Below are 18,710 nucleotides of genomic sequence, written 5' to 3' on the forward strand. Positions count from 1 at the left end.
GAAGGATCGAGGATCAGCCGGCGCTCTGGATCATGTAGAGCTTGCGCGTGGTCTCGTGGATGCGCCACTCGCCCTTCCATCCCTGCGGCAGGACGAGGAGGTCTCCCGGTCCCAGCTCACGCATCTCGCCATCGGCGCGGCTCACCGCGGCGCGGCCGGAGATGATGTGGCAGATCTCCGACGAGTTCGTGCGATCGGCGGTGAAGCGGCCAGGCGTGCATTCCCAGATGCCGATGTCGACGCTCCCGTCCGGCGACTGGAAGAAGGATCGCGCGGCCTCCAGCTGATCTCCTTCGATCGAGGTCGGTTTCGGTGAAAAGGCGCCGATGTCGGCCTTGGCGAGGTCGTGGAAAGTCGAAAGATCGATCAAGCTGGTCTCCCATGATCAATGACCGGTGAGGCTGTCCGCCAAGGCGGCAAGCTTCGAGGTATGGGCAAGCCCGGCAGCCTCGCGGCTGTCAGCGATGCGGTAGAGCTGGTACATCGAATGGACGCCCAGCCAGCGGAACGGCTCGGGCTCCCAGGGCCGTACCTTGCGGTTGACCCAGGGCAGCCGCGTCAGCTCGGTGTTCTGGCCGAGCACGAGGTCGGTCAGCGTGCGCCCCGACAGGTTGGAGCTCGACACGCCGAGCCCGACATAGCCGCCGGCCCAGCCGATGCGCGTCGCGGGGTCGAGGCCGACTGTGGTGCACCAGTCGCGCGGCACGCCGAGCACGCCGCACCAGGCGTGGTCGATGCGGCACCCAGCCGTCTGCGGCAGGAGCGTCGTCAGGATCGTGTGCAGCTGATCGATCGTCGCCTGTTGCGTCTGGCCGTTGACGTCGGTGCGCGACCCGTAGCGGTAAGGTACGCCGCGGCCGCCCATAGTAATACGCCCCTCGCGCGTGCGCTGGGCATAGCAATAGGCATGCGCGGCATTGCCGAGCAGCTCATGCCCCTCCCAGCCGATCTTGCGCCAGAGCTCTTCCGGCAACGGTTCGGTGACGATCTGCGCGCTGTTGAGCGCCAGCCACGTCCGCTCCTCGCCAGGAATGCCGGCGGTGAACCCTTCCGTCGCGCGGATGATGGTTTCGGCCCGCACCGTGCCGCGATCCGTGGTTACAACGCCCTTGGTAATCGCAGTGACCGTCGTCTTCTCGTAGATCGAAACGCCGAGACGCTCGACGGCTGCCGCGAGCCCGCGCACCAGCTTGGCCGGCTGCACGCGCGCCTGGCCGTGGATGACGAAGCCGCCCATGACATTCCGGATGTTGATGCGCGCCCGGGTCGCCTCGGCGTCGAGCAGCTCGATGCGTTCGGGATCGGCATCCCAGGAGCGGATCGTCTCGCATTCTTCGCGCACGCGTTCCAGCTGCGCCGGATTGGTGGCGACCGTTAGATTGTCGACGCGGCGGATATCGGCATCGATGCCTTCCTCCGTCGCGACCCGGATCACCTCGTCGACGCAGCCGGCCATCGCCTTCTGCATCGCGGTGACGCCTTGCCGTGTCGAGGTCTTCAGATATTTCTCGCGCGACCAGCCGAAGCCGCCCGACAGCCAGCCGCCATTGCGTCCCGAGGCGCCGAAGCCGGCAAACTCGCGTTCGATGAGCACGATGCGCAGCGATGGCTTCGCCTTCTTCAGATAGTAGGCGGTCCACAGCCCGGTATAGCCGGCCCCGACGATCGCCACATCCGCCTCGATGTCGCTGGGCAAAGGCGCGCGTGGCGCGGGGATGTGACCCAGATCCGCGTACCAGAACGAAATGTCGCCGTTGCGCTTGACTTGCATGAGATGGTTTCCGCTAAAGCAATTCCAGGAAAAGTGTGAAACGGTTTCCGTCCGGAATTGCGTTTAAACAAAGATGATCAGGTAAGCGTGGTGTCGGCCGTGCTGTCGTCGGGCAGGAGTTTCGCATCCGCGCCGTCGAAGCACAGCTCGACCTTCTCGCCGAGCCCGAAACTTTCGCCGGCGAGCGGCGAACGCACGATCGCGGTCGAGCCGTCGCCGAGCTTCACTTCATATTTCGACCCCGAACCGAGATAGATCGCCTCGGCGATCGTTCCCGACAGCCGGTTCGTGCCGGCGGCATCCTGGCCCGGCCGGCGGATGGCAAGTTTTTCCGGCCGCAGCAGCATCACCGGATGGACTTCGCCCGCGAGGCGACGCGGCGCGATAACTGTTTCTCCGGCGACCGTCAAAGCCGTGCCGGTGCCATCGCTTTTCGCCTCGCCGCGCAGCACGGTGGAATCGCCGATGAAGCGGCCAACGAACAAAGTCGCCGGCTCGTCATAGAGCTGGCGGCCGGTGCCGACCTGCTCGATGCACCCGCGATTGAAGACGGCGATCCGGTCCGACAGCACCAGCGCCTCTTCCTGGTCATGCGTGACATAGACGAAGGTGGTGCCGAGCTCGCGATGGATGCGCTTGATCTCGAGCTGCAGCCATTCACGCAGCTTCTTGTCGAGCGCGCCGAGCGGCTCGTCCATCAGAAGCAGCGGCGGATCGAAGACGATGGCGCGGGCTAGCGCCACGCGCTGCTGCTGGCCGCCGGACAATTCGCTCGGATAGCGATGCGCGAAGTCGCCCATCTTGACCATGTCGAGCGCTTTCGCGACGCGTTTCTTGCGCTCGTCCTGGGCGATGCCGCGCAACGTCAGCGGATAGGCGACGTTGCGGCCGACCGTCATGTGCGGGAACAGCGCGTAGTGCTGGAAGACGACGCCGATATTGCGCTTATGCGCCGGCACGCCGACGACGCTTTTACCCCCGACCAGAAGCTGGCCGCTGGTCACGTCGGTGAAGCCGGCAATCACGTTGAGCGTCGTCGTCTTGCCCGAGCCGCTCGGCCCCAGCAGCGTCATGAACTCGCCCGGCTCGATCCTGAGCGAGACGCCGTCCAGCGCCTTGAAGGAGCCATAGGCCTTGCTGACCGTATCGAGGTCGATCGCGGCACCGCGATTCTCCGCTCTGGGGTTCATACGCGTCCCTTCCGCTCGCGGCCAAGGAGAAGCATGCCGCCGCCGATCAGGATCGTGGTGGCGAACAAAAGGATGGTGCCGACGGCCGCGACCGTCGGGTCGGCATCGCGCGTGATCGAGGAAAATATCTGCACCGGCAATGTCTTCAGATAGGGGTTGGTGATGAACAGCGACACCACGATCTCATCGAAGGAGGTGGCGAAGGCGAACAACAGGCCCGACAGGATGCCGGGCAGGATCAGCGGCAGCGTTACCGTGCGGAACGTGGTCAGCGCGCCGGCGCCGAGGCTTGCCGCCGCCGTCTCCAGCCGCCGGTCGAACACCTCGAGATTGGCCGAGACCGCGATCAGCACGAAGGGCAGCGCAAGGATGGTATGCGCGAGCACGAAGCCCGTCAGCGTACCGACGAGCTGCGCGTCGAGATAGACGGCATAGATGCCGATGGCCAGAACGACGCCCGGCACGACCATCGGCGTCAGCATCAGCATGCGCAAGAGATTGGCCGGACGCGCCTTCATGCGGTCGAGGCCGAAGGCGGCCAGTGTGCCGAGCACCGTCGCCAGCACCGCCACCAGCGAAGCGACCTTGAGCGAGTTGAGAAAGCTGGTCGACCATTCCGGATTGGTGGCGAAGTTCTGGTACCACTGCCAGGAAAAGCCCTGCGGCGGAAAGGCAAGCGACTTGTTCTCGTTGAACGACATCGGGACGACGACCAGCGTCGGCGCCACAAGCCAGATCGCCACCAGCAGGCAGACGAGGCCGAGGATGAGGCGGGTGAGCGGCTTCATCTCCATCAGCGTCGCCCTGCTTCGCGATACCTGGACCGCATCACAGGCGCCGCCAATGCCAGCAAAACGAAGGTCGCGATCAGGAGCACCACGCCCATGGCGCCGCCGCGTCCCCATTGCAGCAGGCTGAGCACCTGCGTCTGCACCAGTGTCGACAGCATGGTGGAGCGCGGTCCGCCGAGCAGCGCCGGCGTGATATAGAAACCCAGCGCCAGGATAAAGACGATGATCGCGCCGGCATAGACGCCCGGCAGCGACAGCGGCAGATAGACCGTGAAGAAGGCGCGCGACGGCCGCGCGCCCAAGCTTCGCGCCGCTTGCACCAGCCTGAGGTCGATTCCCTTCATCACCGAATAGAGCGGCAGGATCATGAAGGGCAGCAGCACCTGCGCCATGCCGATCACCACGCCGGTCTGGGTGCGGATCAGCCGGACCCCGTCGAAGCCGGCTGATCTCAGCAGCGAATTGATGACGCCGGAATCCTGCAGCAGGATCACCCAGGAGAGCGTGCGCACCACGCCGCTCACCCAGAACGGAATCAAGACGCAAAGCACCAGGACGAGCCGCACGCGCGGCCCGACGGCGGTCATCAGATAGGCGTAAGGGTAAGCGCAGAGCACACAGACCACGGTCACCCAGGCCGAGATGGTGAAGGTGCGCTGGAGCACCGTCAGGTTGACGGGCGCGCCGAAGAACCAGGCGTAGTTCTGCAGGCCCCATTGCGGCTCAGACAGGCTGCGCAGCACGATGGTCAGCAGCGGGTAGCCGATCACGGCCACCAGCAGGAGGAGCGCCGGCAGCGTGAGCGCGTAAGGCCGCCATGCCCAGCCCGCCCGTTGCGGGGCGGAGGGCGTCGTCGGTTCGAGCGCGCTCACGGACTTCGCCTCTCTCAGCCGGTCAGTTGCCGGCCATCAGCGCGGACCACTTCTCCTGCGCCACGGCGAAGTTCGGCACCCAGAACTTGAAGTTCTGCTTGTAGCCCTGCTTCTGGCGCTCCGGCGTGTTGGTCAGGAAGGCGGCGACGGAAGCGTCGACCTTGGGCCGCGCCTCGCTGTTGATCGGCGTGTAGGAGGTCTTCTCGGTCAGAATCTCCTGCGCATTCTTGCCGAGATAGGCGTTGAGCAGCGCGTAAGCTGCATCCGTGTCCTTGACGCCGACCGGGATCGTCATCTGGTCCATCACCACCAGCCAATCCTGCCATGCGGGTGCGTATTTGGCGCCGTTCTTGACCGCGGTCATGGCGCGGCCGGTCCACATCATCAGCATGTCGGCCTCGCCGGATTCGGCGAGCTGCTGCGATTCAGCGCCCGTCTTCCAGAAGATGGTATCGGGCCCGAGCTTGCGGACCACATCGATGGCCTTGTCGATATCGGCCACCGTCATCGCCTTCGGATCGCCGCCTGCATATTTGAAGGCCTGTTCGAGCAAGCCGCCGGTCGGGCTGCCGGAGCCGTCGATCCCGCGCACGCCCGGGAACTTTTCGGTGTCGAAGAAGTCGGCCCAGCTCTTGGGCGGATTATCCTTGTACTTCTCCTTGTTGTACATCAGCACGACGCCATAGTTCATCGCCGGCACCGAGCATTCGCCGACCTGGCCTTCCGGGATTTTCGAGACGTCGAGCTTTGTCAGATCGAGCTTCTGGAACAGCTTGCCGCAATAGACGTAAGGCGGCAGGTCGTCGGTATCGACGACGTCCCAGGTGACATTGCCGGATTCGACCTGCGCCTGCAGCTTGGCGATCTCGGTCGGGCCGTCATTGAGCAGCTTGACGCCGGACTTGTCGACGAACTCCTTCAGCGCCGCCGTCTGACCGTCCTGGTAGATGCCGCCATAGGAGACGAAGGTCAGGGTTTTGCCTTTGAGCGAGCCTTCCTTCACCTCGCCCGCCACGGGCTTGTCCTGCGCGAAAGCCGCGCCGGTCAGAACGCCAAGCGCCAGGACGGCGCCGATGCCATATCTCGATTTCAACATAACGATAACTCTCCCATTCATGCCCGCGTTTTGATCGGTTACCTGGCGGCGGGCGGTTTCCAGGTCGTGTATTGGTCGAGCTCGGCGCGCACCGAGGTCGGCGGCGCGATGATCCACATCACTTCGGCCCGGCCGCTGCCGATGTTCTCCGTGCGATGCGGAGTGGCCGTTGTGTATTCGACGCTGTCGCCCTCTTCGAGGACATGACGCGCCTCGCCGAGCGAGACCTCGACAATGCCGCGCAGCACGATCAGCATCTCATGTGCGTCGCCATGCGTGTATTGGTCGGGGCCGGTCGAGCCGCCGATCTCGAACTCGCCGACATAGACTTCCATGTCGCTGAGCGGCGGCCGCGACAAGAGCATCTTGCGGCAGCCGTCGCTGGGCGGCAGGCTTGGGCGCTCGCTGCGCCTGAGCACGCCGTGGTGATTTTGAGCCGCGCTTTCCGCAAACAGCAGCGCGACGCTGACTCCCAGCGCGGAAGCGATCTGATTGAGCGATGCCGTGCTGGCCCCGGTCAGGCCGCGCTCGAGCTGGCTGATGAAGCTGGCGCTGGTTCCGGTCGCCTCGGCGAGGTCGCGCAAGGAAAGGCGGCGAGCAAGGCGAAGGCTCTTGAGCCGCATGCCCAGAGCCTGATGGGCAAGCGTTGCGGCCGCACCGGCGGCGTTTGCCGCCTGCGCCCGACCGTTGCCAGATGCCTTGGGCATTCATGTTCCTCCACTGAACAACTTGTACAGTGCCACTGTACAGATGGCAAGAGGCATGGTTGCGCGGTCGGGCCGCATCCTCGCGGCTGCCGAGCCAGGGCTTCAGTTGAAAGAGAGGGGCTAGCCCTCACCCGACAGATCGCGGCGCGCCTTGTCGAGCTCTTCGGCATAACGGCGCATCAGATGGCTCTCGGTGAGCAGGCCAAGCACGATGCGCTCGTCGAAATCCTCGACCACCGCCAGTTCCTCGGCCCCGGTGCGCTGGAAGGTCTCGGCGGCGGTCTGGACATTCATCGACGGCACCAGCACCGCGTCCTTGAACTGGGCGAGCGCGCTCACCGGCATTTCGCCATCGGAGCGATCGCTGTGCAGTTCCGGCACCAGCAGCATGCCGACATATTGGTCGGCCTGCTCGACGGCGATGACGCGCTGTCCCGAGCCGAGCGGAACTTCCATGCGAAATTCGGAAAGCGTGGTCGAGGCAGGAATGGTGCGGACATCCTTGCGCATCATCGAGCCGACGGTGAGGCTGCGCATCCAACCGACGTCATGCGCGCTGCGGATCGTCTCGCCGCGCAGGTGGAAGCGCCAGGTCGAGAAGGAGTAGCCGAAGGTCTCGCGCACCAGGATCGCCGACATGATCGAGGCCGCCAGCACGACGCCGGTGAGCGTCAGGTCGCGGGTCGATTCCAGCGCCAGGAACGTCATGGTCAGTGGACCGCCGACGACGCCGACCGCAAGCGAGGTCATGCCGACGACGGCGGCGACTGCCGGGTCGATGCCGGCCGATGGCGCGGTCAGCGTCATGACGCCGGCAAAGACCTTGCCGAGCAAAGCGCCCAGGAACAGCGAGGCGAAGAACAGGCCGCCGCGGAAGCCGGAGCCAAGGGAGATGGCCGAGGCCGCCAGCTTCATCACGAAAACGCTCGCCACCACCGGCAGCGCGTAGTTCATGGCGAACTCGCGGTGCAGCGCGCCATGGCCGCTGGACAGCACTTGCGGCGTGACCAGCCCGAGCAGGCCGACGAAGATGCCGCCGATGAAGGGCCTGACCGACGCGTCGACCGACAACCGCACGAAGACGCGCTCGACAATGCTCACCAGATGCATGATGGCGATCGAGGCTGCCCCGCCGAACAGCCCGAGAAGCAGGAACGGCACATATTCGCCGGCGGTCAAATTCGGCAAGCCCGACAGTTCCAGCGGGAATGGCACGCCGCCGAAGACTTCCGCTGTCAGCGAGGCCGAGATTGCCGCCGTCATCACTGGCGCCACATTGGCGACGGAGTAGATGCCGATCACCAGCTCGAAACCGTAGAAGGCGCCGGTCAGCGGCGCGTCGAAGGCGGCGGCGATTGCACCGGCCGCACCGCAACCGACCAGGATGCGCACGTCATTGCGGCGCAGGTGGAAGGCGCGGGCAAGTCGGGACGCAATGCCGGAGCCGATCTGGGTGTAGCCGGCTTCCAATCCGACCGAGGCGCCGAAGCCGCTGGAGATCATCGTCTGCGCCACGATGATGAACGTGTCGGTGAGCGACATGCGCCCGCCATAGAGCGCGTTGGCCTCGATCGGGTCGACCGGCGTGCGGAACTTGCGCTTTCTGAGCCAGATGACGGAAAGCCCGAGCAGCAGGCCGCCGATCGCCGGGAACATCGCCTGTACCGGGTCGGCAAGCGAGAACATCGCCGAGAGCCGGCCGCCCGGCTGCACGTCGAACAGCAGGTAATGCATGCCTTGCACCAGCGCGCTCATGCCGGTGACCACCGCGCCCGCGATCACGCCGACCACGCCGGCCATCAGTACGATCACGATGCCGCGCGCCTCGAGCACCGGAATCGAACTGATCAGCACCGCGCGAAGCCGCCGGGCGTAGACTTGTGGGTCGTTTCTGGCAGGCAACGGGACGGCTCGCCGGTATGCGAAAGAAAAACAGCTGCCGTGCCTGATACGCGCGGCGGCTTTGTGTGGCAACCGCAATGCCGACCGCTTATGGCGCCATTTTGGCGTTGCGCCGCATTAGCGTTACGAAAAACTTGTCGCCGCGACCAAGGAGATAGAGTTAGTCAGGGGCCGGAATGTTCAGCGAGCAGCGCCGGGCAGCACCAGGTTTCTTCTCCCACCTTCGCGCAAGCTTGGAGGGCTACGGTCGAGGGCCTGCCCTCTACGTGGCGGCTCTGGATTTGGGGACGATATGGCAATCAGCGAAACACTTGTGCCTGGCGCGGTAGCCAAGAACGGGCGCGACGTTTTCTTCGCGCTCGGCATCGTCGTCATCCTGGCGGTGCTGTTCCTGCCGATCCCGGCCTTCCTCATCGATATCGGCCTTGCCTTCTCGATTGCGCTTTCGGTGCTGATCCTGATGGTGGCGCTGTGGATCCAGCGGCCGCTCGACTTCTCGTCCTTCCCGACCGTGCTGCTCATCGCCACGATGCTCAGGCTCTCGCTCAACATCGCCACCACCCGCATGATTCTGTCGCACGGCAACGAGGGCACGCACGCGGCCGGCTATGTCATCTCCGGCTTCTCGAAGCTGGTGATGTCGAGCGACTTCGTCATCGGCCTCATCGTCTTCATGATCCTGATCGTGGTGAACTTCATCGTCATCACCAAGGGCGCGACCCGTATCGCAGAAGTCGGCGCGCGCTTCACTCTCGACGCCATCCCCGGCAAGCAGATGTCGATCGACGCCGACCTTTCCGCCGGCATGATCGACGACAAGACGGCGCAGCTGCGCCGCCGCGAGTTGGAAGAGGAATCTTCCTTCTTCGGCTCGATGGACGGCGCCTCGAAATTCGTCCGCGGCGACGCCATCGCCGGCCTGATCATCACCGCCATCAACATCGTCGGCGGCATCGCCATCGGTTATTTGCGCCACGGCATGGGCCTCGGCCAGGCGGCCGACGTCTTCATCAAGCTGTCGGTCGGCGACGGCCTCGTCACCCAGATCCCCGCCCTCATCGTTTCGCTCGCCGCCGGCATGCTGGTCTCCAAGGGCGGCACGCGCGGATCGACCAACCAGGCGGTGTTCGGCCAGCTCGGCGCGCATCCGCGCGCCCTCTACGTCGCCGCCTCGCTGCTCGTCATCCTCGGCCTGATGCCCGGCCTGCCGCTCTTCCCCTTCTTCGCGCTCGCCGGCGGCATGGCCGGGCTCGGCTACATCATCCCGCTGCGCCAGAGCCGCGAACGCGCCGCCGCGGAAGCCCTGAAGACGCAGGAGAAGGCGAACAAGGTCGAGGAGGAGAAGAACTCGGTCAAAGCCTCGCTGGTCACCGCCGAGATCGAGCTTCTGATCGGCAAGCAGCTTTCGACAAGGCTGATGGTGGCGCATCAGGAGCTGGTGTTCCGCATGTCGAAGATGCGCAAGAAATTCGCCCAGCAATACGGTTTCGTGGTGCCGGAGGTGCGCGTCGCCGACGACTTCGCCATCCCGCCGAAGAGCTATCAGATCAAGGTGCACGGCACAGTGGTCGCCGAATACCAGATGCGCGTCGGCGAGATCATGGTGCTGCTCGGCACGCGCGGCGTGCCGGAGATCCCCGGCGAGGAGATCCGCGAGCCGGCCTTCGGCATGCGCGCCTATTCGGTGCTCGAAACCTTCGCCGAGGACCTGAAGCGCGAGAACTTCACCTTCGCCGACAACATGTCGGTGCTGCTCACGCATCTTTCCGAGGTGATCCGCAACAACCTGCCGCAGCTCCTGTCCTACAAGGATATGAAGGCGCTCCTGGAACGGCTCGATCCGGAATACCGCAAACTCGCCGACGAGATCTGCACGTCGCACATTTCCTATCCCGGCCTGCAGGCCGTGCTGAAGCTGCTGCTCGCCGAGCGCGTCTCGATCCGCAACCTGCATCTGATCATCGAGGCCATCGCCGAGATCGCGCCGCATGTGCGCCGCACCGAGCAGATCGTCGAGCATGTGCGCATCCGCATGGCGCAGCAGATCTGCGGCGATCTCTCCGAGGGCGGCATGCTCAAGGTGCTGCGCCTGGGCAACCGCTGGGACCTCGCCTTCCACCAGAGCCTCAAGCGCGATGCCAAGGGCGAGGTGCGCGAGTTCGACATCGATCCGCGCCAGCTCGAGGAATTCGGCCAGGACGCCACCAAGGCGATCCGCAAGCATCTCGAGGCCGGCGAGCGCTTCGTGCTCGTCACCGCGCCCGACGCGCGTCCCTATGTGCGCATGATCATCGAGCGGCTGTTCACGACGCTTCCCGTTCTCAGCCATGTCGAGATCGCCAAGGGCGTCGAGATCAAGGTGCTCGGGACCATCTCGTGAACGCGCTCTCGCAAGACGTCGTCATCGCCGCCTTCCTCGCTTTCTGCCGCATCGGCGCCTGCTTCATGCTGATGCCGGGCCTGTCGAGCGCGCGGGTGCCGATCCAGATCCAGCTCTTCGTGTCGGTGGCGGCAACCGGCGGCCTGCTCGCTTTCCTGTGGGACCGCATCTATCCGTTCGTCGATCCCCGACCGCAGATCCTGGCGCCGATGATCGTCTCCGAGTTGCTGGTCGGCGGGCTGATCGGCGCCATGACCAGGCTCTATATGGAGGCGCTGCGCTTCATGGGCTCGGCCATCGCCATGATGATCGGCTATGGCGGCTCTGGCGGGCCGGCGATCGAGGAGCCGGAGCCGCAGGCAGCCCTCGCCGCCATCATCTCGTTCTCGGCGCTGCTTCTGCTCTTCGTCTTCGACTTCGACCACGAGATCGTCAAGGCGCTCGTCGCCTCCTACCAGGTCGCTCCGGTCAATGTGTTCTTCAACCCGCAGGCCGCCCTGGTCGACGTCACCGACACGGTGTCGGATGCCTTCTTCCTGGTCATCCGCCTCGGCAGCCCGTTCGTCGCCTATGCCATCCTGGTCAATCTGACGATCGGTTTCGTCAACAAGCTGACGCCGCAGATCCCGGTCTATTTCATCTCGCTACCCTTCGTCCTCGCCGGCGGCATGATCATCTTCTATTTCGCTGTCGGCACCTTGCTGTCGCTGTTTGTCGGCGGCTTCGTCGACCTCACGCTGGCGAGGTAGCCATGACCGCGCGCAAAGACCGCCTGAGGAAACTGGTCAAGGTGCAGGAGCAGTTGAAGGCGCTGCACGAGACCCGCCATGCCGGCTTCCTCGCCGCCGCCGTCAAGGCCGAAGCGGAGGCCAAGGAGCTGATCGAGCGCTTCGACACCGACAGCTCGCTGGGTTCCCTCTTTCCCGAAATCTATCATCGCCGCATCACCGACGCGCTCGGCCGTCAGGAACGGAACCTCGAGAATGCCCGCCACGAAGTATCGCTGATCGCCACCGCGACGGCGCGCACCAACATGGTCGAGCGCGCCTACAAGGACGAGCGCCGCCGCGACGAGCGCGAACGCTCCGACCGCGAGCGGCTCGATCTGATCATGCAGAAGCGAATCTCCGACGGCTAATCACCGCAAGCCTGCCACAAGCTTCTTGAGTCATTGTGCAAACTGACAAAACCGGCAAAAGGCAGAGCTTTCTTGGCCATTTCCCCACCCAGCGACATCGTCATGGACGTTGCCCGCGCAGCGGAACCGGCCGATGTCGAGGCCGCGCGCGCGGCGCTCGCGAGAAGGGCGAATGGCGCCTCGGCACCGTTCTCTGTCGATCCCGCCGCGACGGTCGATGCCGGCTCCATTCTGTCGCGCGCAACGGCCGACAAGGCGGAAGCCGCCAATCCGGCGAAGAAGTTCCAGCGCTTCGAGGCGATGGTGCTGACCACCTTCATCCAGAACATGATGCCCAAGGACACAGAGGGCGTTTACGGCAAGGGCCTGGCCGGCGACATGTGGAAGTCGCAGCTCGCCGAAAAGGTGGCCGATGTCATGGCCGCGCATGGCGGCATCGGCATCGCCCGGTCGATGCTTGCCGACCATTATCTCGACGGCAAGCACAAAGTGCCGGTCGGCCCGGTTGCCGGCGGACCGCAGAAAGCCGAGCTCGACCAGCAGACCCGGCTTTCGACCTCGATGATCGAGGAGCTTGAGCGCAAAGCCGCACGGTCGATGACCGGTGACGAAACAACCATAAAAACGGACATCAAGATCTAGGGACCTACATGGCCGACCAAACGGACCTTTCCAACCTTCCCGCGCGTACCAATGCAATGGAGGCGCCCGCCGCCGCACGACCCGGCAACCTCGCCGCTATCATCGGCCGCATCGAGGAAGTCGTGGACGAGGAGACCGCCGGCATCCGCAGCGGAACGGCCTATGACCTCAAGGCCTCGAACGCGCGCAAAAGCCGGTATCTCTACGAGCTGAACCGCGCCCTGAAGGGCGCCAACGAGATCGAATTCCTCGAGCAGCATCGCGAAGGTCTGCTGCGGCTGCGCCAAAAGCTGGCGAAGAACGAGGCGGCGATCCTTGCCCATCTCAACGCCGTCAACGAGGTCGCCACGCTTTTGAGGAACGCCATCCAGCGCGCCGATGCCGACGGCACCTATTCGGCCGGCGAGTTCGGCATGGCCCGAGCATGATCCCGAAAAGTGGAAGCCGGTTTTCGGACGAGATCATGCTCGAAGCAAACATAACATGATAAAGTTCATCGCCGCTGCGCTGTGGATCTGCGCCGTGACGCTCGGCGCGGTCTTCTATTCCTTCCAGGCGGCCGACCAGCGCGGCGCGGCCGAACCGCCGAAGCCGATGCTGGGCGGCCTCGATTACGTCAAGACCGACATGATCTCGGTGCCGCTGCTGCGCGACGGCACGATCGACGGCTATTTCCTCACCAAGCTCGTCTACACGGTGGAGCCGGAACAGATAAAGAAGCTGTCGGTCCCGGCGCAGGCGCTGATGACCGATCAGGTCTATTCCTATCTTTATTCCAACCCTCAAATCGATTTCACCAAGAAGGAATCGATCGATCTCGACGCTTTCCGCAAGTCGATCCGCGACACCATCAACGCTCGCGTCGGCGTCGAGCTGGTGCACGAGGTGCTGATCGATCAGGTCAACTTCCTCTCCAAGGACGACATCCGCGACAACGCGCTTCGCCGTCGCAAGAATGCCGGCGACACCGCGGCGGCGATGACCAAGCCTTTCCAGGCAGCGCCGGAGCATTGACTGTCTGGCCGCGTCCACCGGCGGTAGACATGGCCAGTTCCCCTAAGCGATATGACGCATGGTGACCGCGTTGACGTTTACGTCAACTCGAAGCTATATGCGCCGGTGACAGGCGACCGCATAGGTGCGGCGCGCCTACCTCGCCAGCGGCCAAGCGCCGGTGCGCGTCAACGCAACCAACGAGGAGAACCGCCATGGGCGTTCAGGAGATTGCCGACAAGATCAGGTCGCGCGTGGCAAGCGCGGGCTTCGAGCATTCGGTCAAGTTCGACACCGGGAGCGACGGCGTCATCGTCATCGACGGCGCGACCGTCTCGACCACCGATGCGCCGACCGACTGCACCGTGAAGCTGTCGCTCGACGATCTGGAATCGCTGATCGCTGGCGACCTCAACCCGACCATGGCCTTCATGGCCGGCAAGCTCAAGGTCGAAGGCGACATGACGGTCGCCATGGCGCTCAGCCAGCTGCTCGGCTGATCCTTCGCAAAACAAACGCCGTCCGACGGGCGGCGTTCTTGTTTTTGTCTTCACGCCACGAAGTCCGGCGCCTGTCCCTTGATCTTGCGGCCGGCGGCCTTGATCGTGCCTTTGGCGCCGTCCAGCGCGCCTTCCTTCAGCTCCAGCGCCAGAAGCCGGTGCCGCTCATACGGGCCAGGCATGGCAAGCGCCCCGGTTCGGTCGGCCGAGAAGCCGAACCGTCCATAATACGGCGCATCGCCGACGAGCAGGATCGAGCCATGGCCGAGCCGCGCGGCCTCGGCGAATGCATGCCGCATCAGCGCCGAGCCGATGCCGCCGCTCTTCAAGCCTGGCTCGACCGCGAGCGGGCCAAGCAGAAGCGCCGCCGGACCGCCCTCGCCCAGCCTCACATCCCACAGCCGCACCGTGCCGACGACCCCGCCCGAGACATCGCGGGCGACAAAGGCCAGGCCTTCCGAAGGCCGGCGGCCGCGCCGCAGCTTCTCCGAGGACTTCTTCTTGCGCTTCGGCCCCATGGCACGGTCAAGCAGCGCTTCGCGCGCCGCGGCGTCGCCCACGCCTTCGCCGACGATCACGAAGGCGCGCGCAATCTCCCCCCTCGAGGGGGAGATGTCGCCGAAGGCGACAGAGGGGGTCGCCGCGCGTGAAGCGCCGGCGCCCTCAACGACAAGAGACGCCGCCGGCGATCTATGTGAGACGACCCCCTCTGGCCGCTGCGCGGCCACCTCCCCCTCAAGGGGGGAGATTACCCGGCGTGCTGCGCCCTCTACGATGAAATCTGCAATGTCCATGTCCGCGATCCTTCACCAGCGGAGATCTGTTCCACAAGCGAGCCCGGGCGGATGACAGGCACCCGCCCGATCGATCTGAGCGGTTCTTGCGAACCGCTCAGATCACGTAGGATCGGAGAGGCTCGAAGCCATTGAAGGCAACCGCCGAATAGGTGGTCGTATAGGCTCCGGTGCCTTCGATCAGCACCTCGTCGCCGATGGTCAGCGACAAGGGCAGCGGATAAGGCGTCTTCTCATACATCACGTCGGCCGAATCGCAGGTGGGGCCGGCGAGCACGCAAGGCGCGGTCTCCGAGCCGTCATGGCGGGTGACCAGCGGATAGCGGATCGCCTCGTCCATGGTCTCGGCGAGACCGCCGAACTTGCCGATGTCGAGGAACACCCAGCGCACATTGTCGTTGTCGGCCTTCTTCGAGATCAGCACGACTTCCGACTTGATGACGCCGGCATTGCCGACCATGCCGCGGCCCGGCTCGATGACCGTCTCGGGCAGCGCATTGCCGAAATGCTTGCGCAGCGCCGAGAAGATTGCCTGGCCGTAGGCCTGCGCCGCCGGCACATCCTTAAGGTAACGGGTCGGGAAGCCGCCGCCCATATTGACCATCTTCAAGACGATGCCTTCCTCGGCAAGCGTCGCGAACACCGTCTTGGCGTCGCCCAGGGCGCGGTCCCAGGCCGACAGGTCGGTCTGCTGCGAGCCGACATGGAACGACACGCCATAGGCGTCGAGGCCGAGGCCCTTGGCATGACGCAGCACGTCGACTGCCATCGCCGGCACGCAGCCGAACTTGCGCGACAGCGGCCACTCGGCGCCTTCGCCGTCGGTCAGCACGCGACAGAACACGCGCGAGCCAGGAGCGGCACGCGCGATCTTCTCGACCTCCTCGACGCAGTCCACGGCGAAAAGGCGAATGCCGAGCTGGTAGGCGCGTGCGATGTCACGCTCCTTCTTGATGGTGTTGCCGAAGGAAATGCGGTTGGCGGGCGCGCCGGCATCCATCGCCATCTCGACCTCGGCGACCGATGCGGTGTCGAAGGACGAGCCCATCGCAGCAAGCAGGCGCAGGATTTCCGGCGCCGGATTTGCTTTCACCGCATAGTAGATCCTGGAATCGGGCAACGCCTTCTCGAAGGCGCGGAAGTTGTCGCGCACGACATCGAGGTCGACGACGAGGCAAGGGCCATTCGGACGTCGGGTGGCGAGGAAATCAAGAATGCGCTGAGTGGCCATCGAGGTCTCTCCATTGGCGCCTTTCGGCGCGCACAAAGGCTGCTGAACGCGGGCGCTCAGCCTCGCGAACTCGCGGTGGACAAAGGCGGGACGGAAAATCCATGGAACCAGGCGGTGGAGACCCCGGAACCACGAATCGCCGTCTCGCGGCGGTGAACCTTGGCCTTGCCCGGCCTCGGTTCGCTTTGTCTGCCTTGGCTTGGATGGGAGACCCCGTCCGCACTGCCGGCAATGAAGGTGTGCCTCTTTAGTAACCCCGGTCTTTGGACAACCGGAAGAGAACCAGAAAGGCCCGCACCGTCGTTGCTTCAAGGTGTCCTCGGTCTTGTGGTTGGCCACTGACCGACTGGAGGGGTTGGCTCCAGTTACCTTACCGATTGTCCTCACCATTCGAGGGTCGGCGGACACCCACAGGCACGTGCGACTTTGGGCAAGCGCGATATAAGAGCGAAGGGTTTCACAATCAATAAAAATCGTAAGCCCAGGTTGTAAAATTTCTGGCATCGAACAATGTTGATCGCACCGTATCCGGAAATCGAACGATGCCAGGAACTCAAGGACCGCTGAACGCCTTCCTCGATCTGCGCCAAATGCCTGTGGCGAATGCGGAATTGGGCCCGCTCGCCGGCCTGCGCCTGGCCGTCAAGGACATCTATGACGTCGCCGGCTACCGCACCGGCTGCGGCAATCCGCAAAAATTCGAGGAAGCGCACGCCGCCTCGCGCACGGCGCAAGCGGTGCAGACGATCCTCGATGCCGGCGCGCGATTCGTCGGCAAGACCCAGACCGACGAGTTGGCCTTCTCGCTGTTCGGCCAGAACGCGCATTTCCCCTACCCGGTCAATCCCGCCGCGCCCGATCGCGTCACCGGCGGCTCCTCCTCCGGCTCGGCTGCCGCGGTTGCCGGCGGGCTGGCGAACATCGCCACCGGTTCCGACACCGGCGGCTCGGTTCGCGCGCCGGCAAGCTTCTGCGGCCTGATCGGGCTGCGCACCACCCATGGCCGCATTCCGCTCGACGGCGCGATGAAGTTGGCATCGAGCTTCGACACGTTCGGCTGGTTCGCCGACGACATCGAGACCTATGAGGCGGTCGGCAAGCTTTTGCTCGGCCGCGATCCGCACCAGCACCCGCTCAACCGCCCGCTGTCGATCCGCTGGCTTGACGCCTTCGTCACCGGCCCGGCGGAAGCCGCCGAATACGCGCGCATGAAGGCGCTGGCGGCCGGCGTCATCGGCCAGCCGGTAGAGACCGAATACGCCTTCGCCTCTTTCCCGGACGAGCTTTACTGGTGCTTCCGCCGCCTGCAGGCCTTCGAGGCCTGGCGCGAGCATGGCCCTTGGATCTCGGCCGGCGGTCGCCTCAGCCCGGGCGTCGAGGAGCGTTTCGGCTTCGGCCGCACCATCGACGCCACGACTGCCGCCACCGAAGCCGCGCGCCGCTTGGCGTTCCGGGCGGAATTCGGGGCTCTGCTCGGCAACAACGGCTTTCTGGTCCTGCCCACCGTTCCCGGCGCGGCGCCGCTCGCCGCCAGCACGCCGGAACAGTTCCAGGCCTATCGCGAAAGGGCGCTGCATCTCTTGTGCCTTTCCGGTCTTTCGGGCTTTCCGCAGATCACCTTGCCGATCGGCTCCGTCGACGGCGCGCCTTTCGGTCTTTCGCTGCTCGGCCCTTCCGGCAGCGACGTTGCCCTGATACGGCTCGGCCGCAGGATTCTCGACGCGGCACGAAAGGTCTGAACATGGATACATTGACGCGCATGCGCGCCTTCATCGACGTGGTCGAGGCGGAAGGCTTTTCGGCCGCGGCGCGCAAGATCGGCCGGTCCAAGGCGCTTTTGTCGAAATATGTGCGCGAGCTGGAAGACGAGCTCGGCGCGCTGCTCTTGAACCGCACAACGCGCCAGTTCTCGCTGACCGAAGCCGGCCACACCTATTATCAGCGCGCCTCCGAGATCGTGCGTGAGGTCGACAGTCTCGCCGAGGCTGTGCGCCAGTCTTCCGGCGACGTCCGCGGCAGGATCAAGCTGTCGGCCGCCCGCACCTTCGCCGATGCGCCGATCGGTCAGTCGCTGGTCGACTTCGCCAGGCAGCATCCCGACATCGTGCTCGACATCCATCTCGACGATCGCTTCGTTGACCTTGTCGAGGAAGGTTTCGACCTTGCCGTGCGCATCTCGCGGCTGGAGAACTCCTCGCTAATCGCCAGGCGGCTGGCGCCGTTCTCGGTCAGGCTTTGCGCGTCGCCGGAGCTGATCGCCAAGCATGGCAAGCCGACACGTCCGCAGGATCTCGCCAACATGCCCTGCATCGTCGACACGAACGGCCGCTCGCTGTCCAACTGGCGCTTCAAGGGCGAGGCCGAGGACTCCATCAGCGTCGCCGTTTCGGGTCCGATCGAGGTCAACAGCCCGATCGTGGCAAGAGCCGCCGCGCTCTCCGGCCTGGGCTTCGCCATGCTGCCGGATTTCATCGCCGCCCCCGACGTCGCATCCGGCAAGCTGGTCACCGCGCTCGACGATCGTCTCATGGCGGGCACCGGCATCTTCGCCGTCTACCCGCACCGCCGCTATCTGCCGGCCAAGGTAAGGGTCCTAGTCGATTTCCTGGTGCAGTGGTTCAAGACGCGCGACACGGCGTGATAGCCCGCGTCCCAATTTCGCCCCCTTTATGTTAACTCTCGGGCCTCACTCCCGAAGTCGAT

General features: G+C 64.8%; 19 protein-coding genes. 9 read left to right on the top strand and 10 right to left on the bottom strand.

The features are described 5' to 3' along the window. Positions 1-13: 13 nt before the first annotated feature. The 8 genes from LB553_RS15360 to LB553_RS15395 form a co-directional block, all read right to left on the bottom strand. Positions 14-370 carry a cupin domain-containing protein gene (locus tag LB553_RS15360; protein ID WP_224514488.1) on the bottom strand — a complete coding sequence of 119 codons (357 nt, stop codon included), beginning with the start codon at positions 368-370 and terminating at the stop codon, positions 14-16. Between the two features lie 15 nt (positions 371-385). Further along, positions 386-1,771, bottom strand: a complete 1,386-nt coding sequence (locus LB553_RS15365; protein WP_224514490.1) for an NAD(P)/FAD-dependent oxidoreductase — start codon at positions 1,769-1,771, stop codon at positions 386-388. A 77-nt stretch (positions 1,772-1,848) separates the two neighbouring features. Then, the gene (locus tag LB553_RS15370; protein ID WP_224514492.1) at positions 1,849-2,961 is read right to left on the bottom strand and encodes an ABC transporter ATP-binding protein; all 1,113 of its coding nucleotides are present in this window, start codon (positions 2,959-2,961) and stop codon (positions 1,849-1,851) included. Continuing rightward, positions 2,958-3,755, bottom strand: coding sequence for an ABC transporter permease (locus LB553_RS15375; protein ID WP_224514495.1), 798 nt, complete (start codon positions 3,753-3,755; stop codon positions 2,958-2,960). The genes LB553_RS15370 and LB553_RS15375 overlap by 4 nt, the downstream gene beginning before the upstream one ends. Beyond that, entirely contained in the window at positions 3,755-4,624 is an 870-nt protein-coding gene (locus LB553_RS15380) for an ABC transporter permease (RefSeq protein WP_224514497.1), read from the bottom strand. Before LB553_RS15380 ends, LB553_RS15375 begins: the two co-directional genes overlap by 1 nt. A 22-nt stretch (positions 4,625-4,646) precedes the next feature. After that, positions 4,647-5,720, bottom strand: coding sequence for an extracellular solute-binding protein (locus LB553_RS15385; RefSeq protein WP_224514499.1), 1,074 nt, complete (start codon positions 5,718-5,720; stop codon positions 4,647-4,649). Positions 5,721-5,758: 38 nt separating this feature from the next. Beyond that, entirely contained in the window at positions 5,759-6,427 is a 669-nt protein-coding gene (locus LB553_RS15390) for a helix-turn-helix domain-containing protein (protein WP_224514501.1), read from the bottom strand. A 120-nt stretch (positions 6,428-6,547) separates the two neighbouring features. Next, positions 6,548-8,329, bottom strand: coding sequence for a chloride channel protein (locus LB553_RS15395; protein WP_224514504.1), 1,782 nt, complete (start codon positions 8,327-8,329; stop codon positions 6,548-6,550). 292 nt (positions 8,330-8,621) lie between these two features. Here LB553_RS15395 and flhA point away from each other — a divergent pair, with 292 nt between their 5' ends. From flhA to LB553_RS15430, 7 genes are all read left to right on the top strand, one after another. Further along, positions 8,622-10,709: a flagellar biosynthesis protein FlhA gene (flhA, locus tag LB553_RS15400; RefSeq protein WP_224514506.1), complete on the top strand. Its 2,088-nt coding sequence runs from the start codon at positions 8,622-8,624 to the stop codon at positions 10,707-10,709. Then, positions 10,706-11,458: a flagellar biosynthetic protein FliR gene (gene fliR / locus LB553_RS15405; protein ID WP_224514509.1), complete on the top strand. Its 753-nt coding sequence runs from the start codon at positions 10,706-10,708 to the stop codon at positions 11,456-11,458. Before flhA ends, fliR begins: the two co-directional genes overlap by 4 nt. 2 nt (positions 11,459-11,460) lie before the next feature. Next, entirely contained in the window at positions 11,461-11,847 is a 387-nt protein-coding gene (locus tag LB553_RS15410) for a hypothetical protein (protein ID WP_224514510.1), read from the top strand. A gap of 72 nt (positions 11,848-11,919) precedes the next feature. Beyond that, positions 11,920-12,489 carry a rod-binding protein gene (locus LB553_RS15415; RefSeq protein WP_224514511.1) on the top strand — a complete coding sequence of 190 codons (570 nt, stop codon included), beginning with the start codon at positions 11,920-11,922 and terminating at the stop codon, positions 12,487-12,489. Positions 12,490-12,497: 8 nt separating this feature from the next. Then, complete coding sequence (locus LB553_RS15420) at positions 12,498-12,917, top strand: hypothetical protein (RefSeq protein ID WP_224514512.1); 420 nt, start codon at positions 12,498-12,500, stop codon at positions 12,915-12,917. Positions 12,918-12,972: 55 nt separating this feature from the next. Further along, positions 12,973-13,503: a hypothetical protein gene (locus tag LB553_RS15425; protein WP_224514513.1), complete on the top strand. Its 531-nt coding sequence runs from the start codon at positions 12,973-12,975 to the stop codon at positions 13,501-13,503. 194 nt (positions 13,504-13,697) lie between these two features. Next, positions 13,698-13,982, top strand: coding sequence for an SCP2 sterol-binding domain-containing protein (locus tag LB553_RS15430; RefSeq protein ID WP_224514514.1), 285 nt, complete (start codon positions 13,698-13,700; stop codon positions 13,980-13,982). Positions 13,983-14,032: 50 nt separating this feature from the next. On the opposite strand, the gene LB553_RS15435 is transcribed toward LB553_RS15430, so the two are convergent. Together LB553_RS15435 and odc2 are read right to left on the bottom strand one after the other, a co-directional pair. Next, the gene (locus tag LB553_RS15435; RefSeq protein ID WP_412033344.1) at positions 14,033-14,596 is read right to left on the bottom strand and encodes a GNAT family N-acetyltransferase; all 564 of its coding nucleotides are present in this window, start codon (positions 14,594-14,596) and stop codon (positions 14,033-14,035) included. A gap of 277 nt (positions 14,597-14,873) precedes the next feature. Next, on the bottom strand, positions 14,874-16,007 hold the full coding sequence (gene odc2 / locus LB553_RS15440) for an ornithine/lysine decarboxylase (protein ID WP_224514515.1): 1,134 nt from the start codon (positions 16,005-16,007) through the stop codon (positions 14,874-14,876). A gap of 542 nt (positions 16,008-16,549) precedes the next feature. On the opposite strand from odc2, the gene LB553_RS15445 reads away from it, so the two are divergent. Both LB553_RS15445 and LB553_RS15450 read left to right on the top strand, forming a co-directional pair. Next, positions 16,550-17,746, top strand: coding sequence for an amidase (locus LB553_RS15445; protein WP_224514516.1), 1,197 nt, complete (start codon positions 16,550-16,552; stop codon positions 17,744-17,746). Positions 17,747-17,748: 2 nt separating this feature from the next. Then, the gene (locus LB553_RS15450) at positions 17,749-18,648 is read left to right on the top strand and encodes a LysR family transcriptional regulator (protein WP_224514518.1); all 900 of its coding nucleotides are present in this window, start codon (positions 17,749-17,751) and stop codon (positions 18,646-18,648) included. Positions 18,649-18,710 lie beyond the last annotated feature (62 nt).

The sequence above is a fragment of the Mesorhizobium sp. CA8 genome (genome assembly GCF_020164955.1).
GTDB lineage: Bacteria > Pseudomonadota > Alphaproteobacteria > Rhizobiales > Rhizobiaceae > Mesorhizobium.

Coding starts and splice junctions, on each gene's coding strand:
- LB553_RS15365 (WP_224514490.1), bottom strand. CDS start 1,771: ATGCAAGTCAAGCGCAACGGCGACATTTCGTTCTGGTACGCGGATCTG.
- LB553_RS15370 (WP_224514492.1), bottom strand. CDS start 2,961: ATGAACCCCAGAGCGGAGAATCGCGGTGCCGCGATCGACCTCGATACG.
- LB553_RS15375 (WP_224514495.1), bottom strand. CDS start 3,755: ATGGAGATGAAGCCGCTCACCCGCCTCATCCTCGGCCTCGTCTGCCTG.
- LB553_RS15385 (WP_224514499.1), bottom strand. CDS start 5,720: ATGTTGAAATCGAGATATGGCATCGGCGCCGTCCTGGCGCTTGGCGTT.
- LB553_RS15390 (WP_224514501.1), bottom strand. CDS start 6,427: ATGCCCAAGGCATCTGGCAACGGTCGGGCGCAGGCGGCAAACGCCGCC.
- flhA (WP_224514506.1), top strand. CDS start 8,622: ATGGCAATCAGCGAAACACTTGTGCCTGGCGCGGTAGCCAAGAACGGG.
- LB553_RS15410 (WP_224514510.1), top strand. CDS start 11,461: ATGACCGCGCGCAAAGACCGCCTGAGGAAACTGGTCAAGGTGCAGGAG.
- LB553_RS15420 (WP_224514512.1), top strand. CDS start 12,498: ATGGCCGACCAAACGGACCTTTCCAACCTTCCCGCGCGTACCAATGCA.
- LB553_RS15425 (WP_224514513.1), top strand. CDS start 12,973: ATGATAAAGTTCATCGCCGCTGCGCTGTGGATCTGCGCCGTGACGCTC.
- LB553_RS15430 (WP_224514514.1), top strand. CDS start 13,698: ATGGGCGTTCAGGAGATTGCCGACAAGATCAGGTCGCGCGTGGCAAGC.
- odc2 (WP_224514515.1), bottom strand. CDS start 16,007: ATGGCCACTCAGCGCATTCTTGATTTCCTCGCCACCCGACGTCCGAAT.
- LB553_RS15445 (WP_224514516.1), top strand. CDS start 16,550: ATGCCAGGAACTCAAGGACCGCTGAACGCCTTCCTCGATCTGCGCCAA.
- LB553_RS15450 (WP_224514518.1), top strand. CDS start 17,749: ATGGATACATTGACGCGCATGCGCGCCTTCATCGACGTGGTCGAGGCG.